The following is a 12,311-nucleotide window of genomic DNA, read 5'->3' as shown; positions in this document are numbered from 1 at the left end:
CCGAGCCGAGCCGAGCCGAGCCGAGCCGAGCCGAGCCGAGCCGAGCCGAGCCGAGCCGAGCCGAGCCGAGCCGAGCCGAGCCGAGCCGAGCCGAGCCGAGCCAAGCCGAGCCGGGCCGGGATCCGGACCCGGGATCCGGACGGGGTGGGGTCACCAGGTCACGGGCAGCGACCGCATGCCGTAGATGAAGGAGTCCGTCCGGAACGCCAGCTCCTCGCGCGGGACGGCCAGCCGCAGGCCGGGCAGCCGCCGGAACAGGGTGGCCAGGGCGATCTGCAGCTCGGCGCGGGCCAGCGGCTGGCCGAGGCACTGGTGCACGCCGAAGCCGAAGGCCAGGTGCCGCCGGGCGTCGCGGTCCAGGTCCAACTCGTCGGTGGACAGCCGGCCCGCGCCGCCGAACACCGTCTCGTCCCGGTTGGCGGTGGAGAGCATCGCGATCACGCCCTCCCCGGCCCTGACCGTGGTCCCGCCCAGCTCCACGTCCTCCAGGGCCACCCGGGGCACCCCGGTGTGGACGATGGTGAGGTGGCGCAGCAGCTCCTCCACCGCGCCGGGAAGGGCGGCCGGGTCGGCCAGCCTGGCGGCCTGTTCGGGCCGGTCCAGCAGCAGAGCGGTGGACAGCGCGATCATGTTCGCCGTGGTCTCGTGCCCGGCGACCAGCAGCAGGAGGCCGGTGGCGGCGACGTCGTCCGGGGCCAGGTCGTCGCGTGCGGCGAGCCGGCTGAGGATGTCGTCCTCCGGCTGCTCCCGCTTGCGGTCCGCCAGGTTCCGCAGGTAGTCCCGCAGCTCGTCCTGGGCCTCGGTCAGCTTCGCCACGCCGCTGGCGCTGCTGAGCAGCGTCCGGCTGACGCGCTGGAAGAACTCGCGGTCCTCGTACGGGACGCCGAGCAGCAGGCAGATCACCAGGGAGGGGACGGGCAGCGCGAAGTCGGCCACCAGGTCCGCCTCGGTCCGGCCGGCGGTCATCCCGTCCAGCGTCTCGTCGACGATCCGCTGGACGGCCGGGCGCATCGCCTCGACCCGCTTGACCAGGAAGTCCCCGGTGACCATCCGGCGCAGCCGGGCGTGCTCGGGGTCGTCCATCCGCAGGAAGGCCGGGTTGTCGGTGACGATCTCCCGGGCACCGGCGACCAGGAACGGGAAGTTCGGGTGGCGCAGGTCCGCGCTGAACCGGCGGTCGGACAGCACGGTACGGACCTCGTCGTAGCCGGTGGCCAGCCAGCAGGACTCACCGCCGGGCAGGTCGGCGCGGGAGAGGACGGCGGTGGCGGCGGCCTCGGTGTACGCGGGCGGCGGGGCGAACGGGCAGCCGGCCGAGTGCGGGGCGGGCAGCCGGAGGGCGGGGGCGGTGGGTGGGTTCGTCAAGGCGGGGGCTCCTTGCGTGGCGGTGTGCTCCGGTGGGGGTGGGGTGACTGGCGTGCCGTCACGGTGGTTCGGGGTGGCTCAGGTCGGTTCAGGTCGGTTCAGGTTGGTTCGGAGCGCCTCGGAGCGGCTCGGGGCGGCTCGCGCGGTGCCGGGGGCGTCAGTCGGCGGGCCCGCCCGCCTCGGCGGTCCCGGTGGGCCGGTCCTCGGTGACGGTGATGGCGCCGCCCGGGCAGAGCTGGGCCGCCAGTCGCAGCTCGTCGAACTCCTCGGGCCGGAAGGTGGTCCGCCGGAGTCGCACCAGACTGTCCTGGTCGTCCTGGTCGAACACCTCGGGAACGTTCGTGACGCACATCCCGGAGCTGCAACAGCGGTCCCGGTCGACGCTCACCCGCATGGTCGGGCACCTCTCGCCAGTGCGCCGCCGGCGGCCCGGCGGCGGCCTCTCGTTGTCATGGTCAACCTAACCCGCCGCTATTCCGTCCACGGAGGGTGCGGCGAGGGGAACGTCGAGAATGGCCGATTCGACCCCTGTCGCACCATTCTCATGGCACAACAGGTTTGAATGACCGTCAGATCATCATGCCGTTGCGCTCGGGCCGGCGGGCGAGCTCAGGACGACAACCCCTCGGTGGCGGCGATCTCCCGGACGGTCGCGACGGTGTCGGCCTCGGCGGCGCTCTTGTCCGGGCGGTAGCGCACCACCCGGGCGAAGCGCAGGGCGAGGCCGGCCGGGTAGCGGGGGCTGCGCTGCAGACCGTCGAAGGCGATCTCGACCACCAGTTCGGGGCGGACCCGTACGGTCCAGGCGTCCCGCTCGGTCTCCCGGGCGAGCAGTTCGGCGGTCTGCCAGACCAGCGTCTCGTCGGTGAGGCCCTTGAAGGTCTTGCCGAGCATCACCCACGGGCCGAGCCCCGGTTCGCCCGCCGCCCGGGCGCCCAGGTGCAGGTTGCTGAGGTACCCCTGGCGCCGCCCGCTGCCCCACTCGGCGGCCAGCACGACCAGGTCGAGGGTGTGTCGGGGCTTCACCTTGATCCAGCCGATGCCCCGCCGACCCGCCGCGTACGGGGCCGCCGGGTCCTTGACCAGCACGCCCTCGTGGCCGAGGGCCAGGGTGTCGCGGAAGAAGGCCAGCGCCCGCTCGCGGTCCCCGGTCTCGGTGCGCGCCACCCGGAGGTCCTGCGGCGCGGCCTCGGCCAACGCCGTCCAGCGGTCCCGGCCGGGGTGGTCCACCAGGTCCTCGCCGTCCCGGTGCAGCAGGTCGAAGAAGTAGACGCTGAGCGGGACTTCGGCCCGCAGCCGCTCGGGATCGCGCCGCGCCGCGGTGCGTGCGGCGGTCTCCTGGAAGGGACGCGGCCGCCCGTCCGGACCTAGCGCGATCGCCTCGCCGTCCAGCACCGCCGAACGCAGCGGCAGCGCGAGCGCGGCCTCCACCACCTCGGGCACGCGCGCGGTGATGTCGTCCAGACTCCGGGTGAACACCGCGACCTGGTCGCCCTCCCGGTGCACCTGCACCCGGATCCCGTCCAGCTTCCACTCCAGCGCCGCCGGGCCGGTGCGCTCCAGCGCCGAGGCGACGTCCGGGGCGGAGGCGGCCAGCATCGGGCGCACCGCCCGTCCCACCTCCAGCCGGAACGCCGCGAGGGCGGCGGCACCGCCGGTCAGCGCGGCCTGTGCCACCGCGCGGGCCGACCCCCGGAACATCAGCGCCCGCCGCACCGCCGCGGCCGGGACCCCCGCTGCCTGCGCCACGGCGTCCCCGACCACCGCGTCCAGCGCCCCCTGCCGCAGGTCCCCGACCAGCACCGCCCGCAGGAACCCCTGCTCGACAGCCGTCGACCGAGCGAACAGCCCGTGCAGCAACCGCCGCCGCTCCGCCTGCGCCCCGGCCCCGTGCACCGCGGCGATCCGCTCCAGCTCGTGCTCCACCTCCCGCACCCCGAGCTCGGCCTCGGCGACCGGCCCCGGCAGGCCCCGCAGCGCCGCCGGCCCGATCCCGGTCCGCAGCCGCTGGGACTCCCCGGACAGCAGCGCCACCGCCGACGGCGCCTCCACCGGCCCCAGCTCCCGCAGGCACCCCGCCAGCAACTCGGTCTTCGCCCGCCGCCCGGGCTCCACCGCCACCGCCCGCGACACCTCCGCCAACCGCTCCAACCCGGCCACCGCGCCACCTCCTCCACCCAGCATCGGTGCCCCCGGGCTTCCACGCCCTCGGGGTATCCGCGTTCCGGGGGTATCCGCGTTCCCTGGGGGGTGCGACTCGGCGGCACTGCGGGTGCCGCGCTCCGGTGTGACGATGGTGAGAGGACGATTTCCCGAAGAGCGGTCGGACAGGTCGGATCGTCATGAGTGAGAACGTCCTTTCCCACGGAGCCGACGGGACCGGGGTCACGGATTCCACGCCTGCCTTCGTCGAGGCCATCACCACGCTCGGCAAGCGCGGCGGAACCATCGAGATTCCGATCGGCCGCTACCGGATCGACCAGGCTCCCCTCGTGGTCAGTGCCCCGCTGCACTTCCGCGGCGAGGGCGGAATGGTGCGCACCGCGGTCACCGCCGACGGCCACCACCTGCCGGGCAGCGTCACGACCCTGCTGTTCCCGCCCGACCGGGACGGCTTCGTCGTGGAGGCGGCCTCCTCGGGCAGCGCCCACTTCGAGGACCTGGCCCTGGTCCGTACCCGCGCCAGCGGCCCGGACGCGGAGCGCTTCGCCCGGCGCGGCATCCACGCGCAGAGCCGGATCCGGGCCGAGAGCCTCTACCTGCTGAACTGGGAGCGGGGCATCGACCTCGACGGGCGCACCAACCACCCGGCCGATCCGGACCACGTCACCGCGTTCGCCACCAATGACTCGTACGTCTCCCGGATCTTCGCCGAGGACTGCTTCTGGGCGACGTACGCGCACGGCCAGGACGCGCAGGCGAGCCACTTCGAGCACGTGCTGACGCTGAGCTGCGAGGCGGGCGTCTACGACTCCAGCGAGGCCGGAAACGGCTACGTCGACTGTTACGTCGACGGGGGATTCACCGAACCGCCGTACTACATGGACAACCTGTCCGTCCTGCTGAACTGCCAGTGCGAAGCCCATCTCCCGCCCCAGTTCGGCAGGAACGTGACCGTGGTGGGCGGCGGGTTCAACGTCCACCGGCTCCCACCGCAGGTGGCGAAGGCGCTGGGCGTCATGGGCACCCCGTTCCGGCAGATCAACGGCGTCCCCGCCAAGCACGAGGGAGGGCCGTTTCCCGGCGGGACGGCGACCTTCGCCGCCGGGGAGACGATCGGGGTGACGGTCGACGGGGTCGCGCGGACCATCGCGCTCCCCGCCGGCGCGTTCACACCCCGCCAGGTGGCCGACCGGATCAACGCGGCGTTCGCCGACCTCGCCCTGCCCCGGGTCGCCACCGCGAACGGATTCGACCAGGCCCTGACCGTCGAGGGCTGGCGGGGCCACGACGGGGAGAAGGTCTCCGTCACGGGAGCCCCCGCGACCCTGGCGAAGATCGGCTTCCCCGCCGCCCGACCCTCGGAGGGGATGACCTACGGCCAGATGCTCTCGGCGCCCGAGTGCTCGCGCGCGATCTTCCGCGCCCACTCGGGCCTGGACACGGACGGGACGCTCGGGATCAACATCCCCGGCGTCGACGAGCAGCTCGACGTCGAAGTGGCGTACGACGCCGTCCGGCCCGTGTTCTGGCAGATCAGGGGAGCGTACGGGGACGACCACGAGTTCGGCGTCCTCCGGGAGGCCGGCAAGGGCGTGCGGCGCTGGGCCTTCACCCGCGCGTCCAGCCCGCGCATGATCTCCCTCGCCTTCACCATGCCCGAGGACTCGCTGGGACCGGACCAGGCGGTGGCCTACGACGGCCTCTGGCTGCAGAACGGCTCCGGAGGTCGCCGGGTGCTGCTGCGCAGCGGTGCGCCCGAGCCCACCCAGGGCGCCCTGGAGGACACCCGTCCACCGACCCCGCCGCACGACTTCGCCTGGGACCTGTCGACCGACCCGCCGCAGCACCACACCCGCACGGTGACCGGCTGGGTGGCGGACCACGCCGCCGGCACGGCGCAGCCGGCCCCGCCGGCACCGCCCCTGGAGCTGACGCTGGACCAGCGGAGCCTGGTGGACGTCGACGACGCCGCCGGACGGTGGCAGTTCGAGGGCGGTCAGGTCCTCCGGGACGGGAAGCGGGTCGCCGACTACGCGGGCACCCGGCGCGTGGTGACGGGTGGCACCGACGTGCAGAACGTCGCCATGCTGACGCTGACCCTCTTCTTCCTCGACCAGGCCGGGGAGGCCGGGGACTCGATGACCCTCCAGGGCGCGTACCGCAACTCCTCGGGCGTCGCGGTCGGCAGCGTCAGCGCCGCCTCGTCCGGGTTCGCCGACCGGATCGGTGCGCAGTTCAGGCAGGTCGGTCAGACCCTGCTCGTCCATTGAGCCCCCGCCACCGCCCCCGGCCCCGGAGGGAGCGGCCCGGGCCGGAACCCCAAGGGCCGGAGTGGAGTGCGGGGGCGGTGGTCTTGGCCGGGGTGGTGATCGGTGGCGGGGCCGACGGGGCGTCATGCTGGGGGCCGCGAAACGCCGTGACCCCGAGGAGACCGAGATGAGCGAGACCCCCGCCGAGCGCTGGAGCGTGGGCGCACCCGAGGCCGACGAGTACGAAGCCTGGCGTGAACTCTTCCGCGGGTACTGCGAGTTCTACCAGGTGCCGTGCCCGGACGAGAAGGCCGAGCTGGTGTGGTTCTGGCTCCTGGACCCGGCCCACGAGCTGGACGGGCTGCTGGTCCGGGACGCCGAGGCGCGGCCGGTCGGGCTCGCCCACTACCGGCCGTTCAGCCGGCCGCTGCACGGGGCCGTCGGCGGGTTCCTGGACGACCTCTTCGTCGCGCCGGAGCTGCGCGGCCGCGGGGCGGTGGACCTGCTGCTGGCCCGGCTGCGGGAGGTCGCCGCCGAGCGGGGCTGGAACACCGTCCGCTGGATCACCGCCGAGACCAACTACCGGGCCCGCGCGACGTACGACCGGGTCGCCGTCCGGACCCCGTTCCTCACCTACGACATGGCCCCGACCGCCCCGGACACCCCGGCGCGCTGATGCCGTGACCGGGCCGCCGGACATTCGTTCGGACTTTCTGTTATCGGCGCGCCGCCGGGAGGTCTCCCAGATGTCGGCACCCGACGAGCCGACCCGGAGCAGAAAGCGTGACCAGGTGAACAGCGACGACAGGACGACCATCCTCCCGGCGACCGGTGGCGAGGGCGCGGGCGGCCGGCCCGGTGGCCGGGCCGCGCGGCGGGCCGCCGACCGGCACGCCGACCGGGGTCGCCGGGGTCGCCGGCGCGGTGGGTTCGTACCGGTCACCGCGGTCGTCGCCGCCGTGGCCGGGACAGGACTGATCGCCGCGCTGGCCGGGGCCGGCTACGCGGCGTACGGCGGCAAGCAGTCCGATCGGGACACCATGGGCCAGGCGATGGCCGCCGATGCGCTGATCGCCGCCGAGATCGGCACCCACGAGGGCATCCAGGTGCCCGGCGCCGGGGGAGCGAACCCGGCCGCCGCCGTGCCCTCGGCCGGCCCGGGCACGACCGACCCGGCGGCCACCCCGAGTGCCCCGGCCACGCCGAGCGCCACCGCCCCCGCCTCCCCGACGGCCACGGCCACCCCGACCCCGACCCCGACCGCCTCCGCCTCCGCCGCCAAGGCGACCGCGAGTGCGAGCCGGACCACCACCGCCGCCGCGGCGACCAGCGCCCGGCGGACCGCCCCGGCCACCCCGGTCGGCGGCGGCGCGGCCCCCTCGGACGCCCAGGCGGTCGTCGACCTGGTCAACGCCGAGCGCGCCAAGGCGGGCTGCGGCCCGGTCACCTCCGAACCCCGGCTGGCCACCGCGGCCCAGTCGCACAGCGACGACATGGCCGACCGCAACTACTTCGACCACGCCAGCCCCGAGGGCTACCACGCCGACCACCGGATCGAGGCCACCGGCTACCGCTGGAGCACCTGGGGCGAGAACATCGCCCGCGGGCAGAAGGACCCGGCCGCCGTCATGGACGCCTGGATGAACAGCCCCGGCCACCGCGCCAACATCCTGAACTGCGCCTTCAAGCAGCTCGGCGTCGGCGTGCGGACCGGCTCCGGCGGCCCGTGGTGGACCCAGGTGTTCGCCGCCCCGGCCTGACCCGCCCGCCGCCCCCCGGCCCCGAGCCCGGGCCCGCCCGCCGGTTCCAGCCCGGGCCCGCCCGACGCTTCCTCGCCCGGTTCCCAAGCCGATTGGACACCCCACCGCTGCCCGATCCGACCGCTGACCCGATCGCCGACCCGATCTCCGATCCGGGCCGATTTTCCGATTCCGCGCACATTGTTGTTATCTGATCACTCCCCACAGGTCTCCGAGGAGGCAGCGGCGGACGGAAACACGGCAAGACGGAGTGCGGACCATGAACGCTGATGTGCAGAACAGGACCGGGAGCACCCTGGTGCTCGCGGCGCAGGCCGGCGACCGGCAGGCCCAGGAGGCGCTGGTCGCCACCTGGCTGCCGCTCGTCTACAACGTGGCCGGTCGCGCCCTCGGCGGCCATGCCGACGTGGACGACGTCGCCCAGGAGACCATGATCCGCGCCCTGGACGGCCTGGACGGGCTCCGCGACCCGGAGTCCTTCCGCTCCTGGCTGGTCGCCATCACGATGAACCAGGTCCGCCGCCGCTGCGCCGCCGGCCAGCAGCAGGCGGTCGGCGGGCTGGACGAGACCTGGGAGGTCGCCGACCCCCGGGCCGACTTCACCGACCTCACCATCCTGCGGCTCGGCCTGTCCGGCCAGCGCCGCGAGGTCGCCGAGGCGACCCGCTGGCTCGATCCGGACGACCGCGAACTCCTCGCCCTGTGGTGGTTGGAGGCGGCCGGCGACCTCACTCGGGCCGAACTGGCCGGGGCCCTCGACCTCAGCCCGCAGCACACGGCCGTCCGCGTCCAACGGATGAAGAAGCAGCTGGAAGCCGGCCGGGTGGTCGTCCGCGCCCTCAGCGCCTACCCGCGCTGCCCCGACCTGACCGAGCTCACCGCCGGCTTCGACGGCACCCCGAACTCGGTCTGGCGCAAGCGCATCGCCCGCCACATCCGCGGCTGCGCCGACTGCGACGGCCTCGGCCGCGACCTCTTCCCGGCCGAAGGGCTGCTGGCCGGTCTCGCCCTGGTGCCGATCCCGCTCGGCTCGCCCGTCCTGCTGCACTTCCAGCACACCGCGGCCGCCGTCGCCGCCCAGACCGCCGCGCACACCGCCGCCGGTGCGGGCACCGGCCTGGGCGCGGGGACGGGTTCGGGAGCCGGAGCCGGCTCGGGCGCCGGAGCGCACGCCGGTGCCGGAGGACACGGCGGCTGGGCCGGCACCGCGGCCCGCAAGGCCGTCCTGGTGAGCGGCGCGGCCGCGGCGGTGGCCGTGACCACCCTCGCGCTGGTCTGGCCGCAGCAGAGCGAGCCCCCGCAGGTGGCCGCCCCGGAGCCGACCGTCCCGGCCGCGGCCCTGGACACCCCGACCGTGGCCGCCGCGCCCGTGGCGATCGTCCCGACGCCGGTGCCGACCCCGACGCCGACCGAGACCCCCACCCCGACGCCCACACCCACGCCGACCCCCACCCCGACCCGGGTGGTCACCGCCGCCCCGACGCCCACCCAGGAGCGCCAGCTGGTGGACCTGGTCAACGCCGAGCGCGCCAAGGCCGGTTGCGCCCCGCTGCGGATCGACTCCCGGCTGCACACCGCGGCCCAGAAGCACGCGGACGACATGGCCACCCGAGGCTTCTTCGACCACGTCAACCCCGACGGCGTCCGCACCGACGCCCGGATCACCGCCGCCGGCTACCGGTGGTCCCAGTGGGGTGAGAACCTCGACCGTGGCACGACCGCCCCGGCGATGGTCTTCGCCCACTGGATGGACGGTGGCATCCACCAGTCGAACATGCTCGACTGCGGCTTCAAGGACATCGGCGTCGGCATCGCGACCAGCCAGGCCGGTACCACCTACTGGACCCAGGACCTCGGAGCACCGATGTCCTGACCGTACGACTGCCCCGGGGCGGACCTGAGACCTCCCTCAGGCCGCCCCCGGAGGCGTACGGCGCGGCGCGGGGCTACGCGGGGGTGACCCCGACCAGGCCGTCCGCCGATCCGGTCACGAATCCCGTGGCGTGCCCGACGACACCACCCGCGTCGCCGACCTGGCCGGGCACCACGTCGGGCGCGCTGCTCAGCGGCCCGGGCAGTCCTTCCTGTCCGCCCACGGCGCTGGCGTGCGCACTCGGCGCGGTGAGGGAGGCCACGACACCCACGGCGAGCGAGGCGACGGCGAGCATGCTGCGCTTCTTCATGGCCGGTCCAACGACACTGCGCCGGAAGGGTTACGGGCGCGGCCCTCGCGAACCGCTGCGCAACCCCGGCCGTACGCCGCCGTCGTACGACCGGGGTTGCGCGTCCGCCGCGCGCCCGTGCCGGGCAGTGTCGCCCGACCCGGCCGGCCGTGGGTCAGGCGCGGTAGAACGTCCGCCCGGCGGAGCCGGAGGAGACCGACCACACTTCGGTTATCAGCCCGTCCTCGATCCGCAGGGTGTCCGTCCCGCTGCGCGCCACCACGCCGCCCTCGCCGTCCGAGAAGCTCGCCAGGTACGGCCGGGCCACCAGTCCTGACACCACGCCGTCGACCGACTCCAAGTCCACCACCGCGACGCCCTCGGCCTCGAAGCGCAGCTCCGACCGCTTGGCCCGCCACTGCCGGACCACCTCGGCCAGCCCGGCCGGCGTCCGCACCTCGTCGAACGCCTCCGACCCGGCCTGCGTGTACCGCAGGGTGAAATCGGGCGCCATGATCTTCTCGGCCAGCCCCAACTCGCCGTTCCACAGCGCCGTCCAACGGTCGTAGACCTCGACGCCGAACTGCCGCAGCTCGACAACACCCATGAGAAGGACCCCCGTTCGTTTCCCGACCGTTCCTCGATCGTGCTGGGAACGCTAGCACCGCCCACTGACAATCCGGCCGGAGCAGAGGCACGGAGCATGGGCACGGAGCAGAGGCACGGGGAAGGGGCCGGGCGCGCGGAGGGCGCCCGCACGGAAACCTTGGACGGCCCGCGAGCCGACCGGGACTCAGGCCGGGCGGCGGGCGGGCCGTGGGCACCACCATGGCGTCCCCCGCCCCCGCCGGTCAGGAGCGTGCGGGCGGTCGCCGGACGCACAACGGCGCGCCGGGCGTGCGACACCGGCCCCCTGTCGCGCCGTCAGAGCGTTCCGGAACCGCGCGCCACGCCCGCCCCGCCCGCCACCCGGACCCCGTCCTGCGGCTCCGCCTCGCCCGCCGGCCGTACCGTCCAGTCCGGGTGCCCCGGCATCGGCGGCGTGCGCAGCCCGTACAGCCAGTCGCCGAGGAACCCGCCGAGGTCCTGTCCGGACACCTGGGAGGCGGTGCGCACGTAGTCCTCGGTGCTCGCGTTCCCGTACCGGTGCCGGTCCAGGAAGGTGCGCTCGATCCGCTCGAAGGTGTCCGCGCCCACCTTCTCGCGCAGCGCGAACAGCACCAGCGCACCGCCCGTGTACCGCTGGGAGTCGAAGAGGTTCGCGGCGTTCGGGGCGGCGACCGGCCCGGAGCCGTGGCGGGACCGGTCGCCGAGGCCGTAGAGGTACCGCATCCGGTCGGTGAGGGTCCGGTTGCCGCGGGTGTCCGGCCAGCCGCGCTCGTAGCGGTACAGCAGGGCGTAGTAGTCGGCGTGGCCCTCGTTCAGCCAGAGGTCGGACCACCGGGCCGGGGAGACGCTGTCGCCGAACCAGGAGTGGACCAGCTCGTGCATCATGTGCGGGCCGATCTCGGGCTCCGGCCGGCGCAGGAAGTTCGGCTTGTAGAGGGTCAGCGTCTGGGTCTCCAGGCCGGTGAAGGCGAACGCGTCCGGGGCGTCGGTGTTCGTCGGCAACAGGCCGTAGGCCTCGAACGGGAACGGCCCCAGGTGCGCCTCGGCCCAGGTGAGTTGGTCGTCGGTGAGGGCCAGCGCGGGCTCCAGCTCGGCGGCGCGGGAGCTCGGGACGACGTCGCGCAGCGGCAGGCCGTGCGGGCCGGTGCGCTCGCGGACGGTGTAGTCGCCGACCGAGACCTGGACCAGCTCGGTGGCCATCGGCAGGCGGGAGGCGTACCGACGGGTGGTGCGCCCGTCGCCGTGCCGCTCGGTGCGCGTCAACTCCCCGTTGGCGACGCCCAGCAGGCCGTCCGGCGCGGTCACCGCGATGGTGAACAGGGCCTTGTCGCTCGGGTGGTCGTTGTTCGGGAACACGGTGTGCGCGCTCTGCGGCTGTCCCGCCACCGCGAAGCCGTCCGGGGTCGGGACCCACCCGGTGTGCGGCAGCTTCGCCCGGGGGTCGGCCGTGTACTCGACCGTCAACTCCGCCGCGGCTCCCGGACGGAGCGGCTCGGCCGGGCGGACCGACAGCTTCTCGTCGTGGGTCGCGAAGTCCGCCGGGCGCCCGTCGACCCGGACGGCGCGTACGGCCAGTCCGAGGGCGTCCAGCTCCAGCCGGGCGAGCGTGCGCTCGGGCCGGACGGTGATCACGGCGGTGCCGTCCACGGTACGGCTGTCGGCCCGGTAGTCGAAGGCCAGGTCGTACGCGAGCGCCCGGTACCCGGTGTTCCCGAGCGAGGGGAACACCGGATCGCCCAGCCCGTCCACGGCACCGGCCGACGGAACGCTCGCGGACAGCAGCACCGCACTGAGCGCCAGCGACAGGACGAGACCGGCACGGGGCCTTAACAGGATGATCACCGGACCTCACGAGCGGGAGCGGGTGCGGGAGCCGCCCGGGGCAGGAGGACCGCGCACGGATGCTAGTCGACCGCCGGTCCGCCGGCGGCGGGATCCGGCGGATCCGATGACACACCGCCGTCCCCCGGACGGCCCACGGTGATGGCGCGGCCCCCGGAGTC

The 12,311-nt window shown here is 74.6% G+C and carries 10 protein-coding genes; 4 read left to right on the top strand and 6 right to left on the bottom strand.

The features are described 5' to 3' along the window. Window positions 1-150: 150 nt before the first annotated feature. The 3 genes from ACIRD3_RS14105 to ACIRD3_RS14095 form a co-directional block, all read right to left on the bottom strand. Window positions 151-1,365, bottom strand: a complete 1,215-nt coding sequence (locus tag ACIRD3_RS14105; RefSeq protein ID WP_402215340.1) for a cytochrome P450 — start codon at window positions 1,363-1,365, stop codon at window positions 151-153. A gap of 157 nt (window positions 1,366-1,522) precedes the next feature. Further along, window positions 1,523-1,759 carry a ferredoxin gene (locus ACIRD3_RS14100; RefSeq protein ID WP_402215337.1) on the bottom strand — a complete coding sequence of 79 codons (237 nt, stop codon included), beginning with the start codon at window positions 1,757-1,759 and terminating at the stop codon, window positions 1,523-1,525. Window positions 1,760-1,974: 215 nt separating this feature from the next. Continuing rightward, entirely contained in the window at window positions 1,975-3,549 is a 1,575-nt protein-coding gene (locus ACIRD3_RS14095; RefSeq protein ID WP_402215334.1) for an ATP-dependent DNA ligase, read from the bottom strand. A 158-nt stretch (window positions 3,550-3,707) separates the two neighbouring features. On the opposite strand from ACIRD3_RS14095, the gene ACIRD3_RS14090 reads away from it, so the two are divergent. The 4 genes from ACIRD3_RS14090 to ACIRD3_RS14075 all read left to right on the top strand — a co-directional run bounded on the left by ACIRD3_RS14090 (window position 3,708) and on the right by ACIRD3_RS14075 (window position 9,410). After that, the gene (locus tag ACIRD3_RS14090) at window positions 3,708-5,798 is read left to right on the top strand and encodes a hypothetical protein (protein WP_402215331.1); all 2,091 of its coding nucleotides are present in this window, start codon (window positions 3,708-3,710) and stop codon (window positions 5,796-5,798) included. 166 nt (window positions 5,799-5,964) lie between these two features. Continuing rightward, a complete protein-coding gene (locus ACIRD3_RS14085; protein WP_402215328.1) occupies window positions 5,965-6,453 on the top strand; it encodes a GNAT family N-acetyltransferase in 489 nt (162 codons plus the stop codon). A 115-nt stretch (window positions 6,454-6,568) separates the two neighbouring features. Next, complete coding sequence (locus ACIRD3_RS14080) at window positions 6,569-7,537, top strand: CAP domain-containing protein (RefSeq protein ID WP_402215325.1); 969 nt, start codon at window positions 6,569-6,571, stop codon at window positions 7,535-7,537. 259 nt (window positions 7,538-7,796) lie between these two features. Further along, entirely contained in the window at window positions 7,797-9,410 is a 1,614-nt protein-coding gene (locus ACIRD3_RS14075; protein WP_402215322.1) for a sigma-70 family RNA polymerase sigma factor, read from the top strand. Window positions 9,411-9,483: 73 nt separating this feature from the next. Here the strand turns inward: ACIRD3_RS14075 and ACIRD3_RS14070 are convergent, their stop codons facing one another. The 3 genes from ACIRD3_RS14070 to ACIRD3_RS14060 form a co-directional block, all read right to left on the bottom strand. Further along, the gene (locus ACIRD3_RS14070; RefSeq protein ID WP_402215319.1) at window positions 9,484-9,720 is read right to left on the bottom strand and encodes a hypothetical protein; all 237 of its coding nucleotides are present in this window, start codon (window positions 9,718-9,720) and stop codon (window positions 9,484-9,486) included. A gap of 154 nt (window positions 9,721-9,874) precedes the next feature. After that, window positions 9,875-10,306, bottom strand: coding sequence for a nuclear transport factor 2 family protein (locus ACIRD3_RS14065; protein ID WP_402215316.1), 432 nt, complete (start codon window positions 10,304-10,306; stop codon window positions 9,875-9,877). A 317-nt stretch (window positions 10,307-10,623) separates the two neighbouring features. Next, a complete protein-coding gene (locus ACIRD3_RS14060) occupies window positions 10,624-12,150 on the bottom strand; it encodes a M1 family metallopeptidase (protein ID WP_402215313.1) in 1,527 nt (508 codons plus the stop codon). Window positions 12,151-12,311 lie beyond the last annotated feature (161 nt).

The sequence above is a fragment of the Kitasatospora sp. NPDC093550 genome, assembly GCF_044764985.1.
Classification (GTDB): Bacteria; Actinomycetota; Actinomycetes; order Streptomycetales; family Streptomycetaceae; genus Kitasatospora.
This window is presented reverse-complemented; position numbering and strand designations above follow the sequence as displayed.

What these genes read in the sequence shown, in the direction of transcription:
- ACIRD3_RS14100 (WP_402215337.1), bottom strand. Translation starts at nt 1,759, where the DNA reads ATGCGGGTGAGCGTCGACCGGGACCGCTGTTGCAGCTCCGGGATGTGC.
- ACIRD3_RS14095 (WP_402215334.1), bottom strand. Translation starts at nt 3,549, where the DNA reads ATGCTGGGTGGAGGAGGTGGCGCGGTGGCCGGGTTGGAGCGGTTGGCG.
- ACIRD3_RS14090 (WP_402215331.1), top strand. Translation starts at nt 3,708, where the DNA reads ATGAGTGAGAACGTCCTTTCCCACGGAGCCGACGGGACCGGGGTCACG.
- ACIRD3_RS14085 (WP_402215328.1), top strand. Translation starts at nt 5,965, where the DNA reads ATGAGCGAGACCCCCGCCGAGCGCTGGAGCGTGGGCGCACCCGAGGCC.
- ACIRD3_RS14075 (WP_402215322.1), top strand. Translation starts at nt 7,797, where the DNA reads ATGAACGCTGATGTGCAGAACAGGACCGGGAGCACCCTGGTGCTCGCG.
- ACIRD3_RS14070 (WP_402215319.1), bottom strand. Translation starts at nt 9,720, where the DNA reads ATGAAGAAGCGCAGCATGCTCGCCGTCGCCTCGCTCGCCGTGGGTGTC.
- ACIRD3_RS14065 (WP_402215316.1), bottom strand. Translation starts at nt 10,306, where the DNA reads ATGGGTGTTGTCGAGCTGCGGCAGTTCGGCGTCGAGGTCTACGACCGT.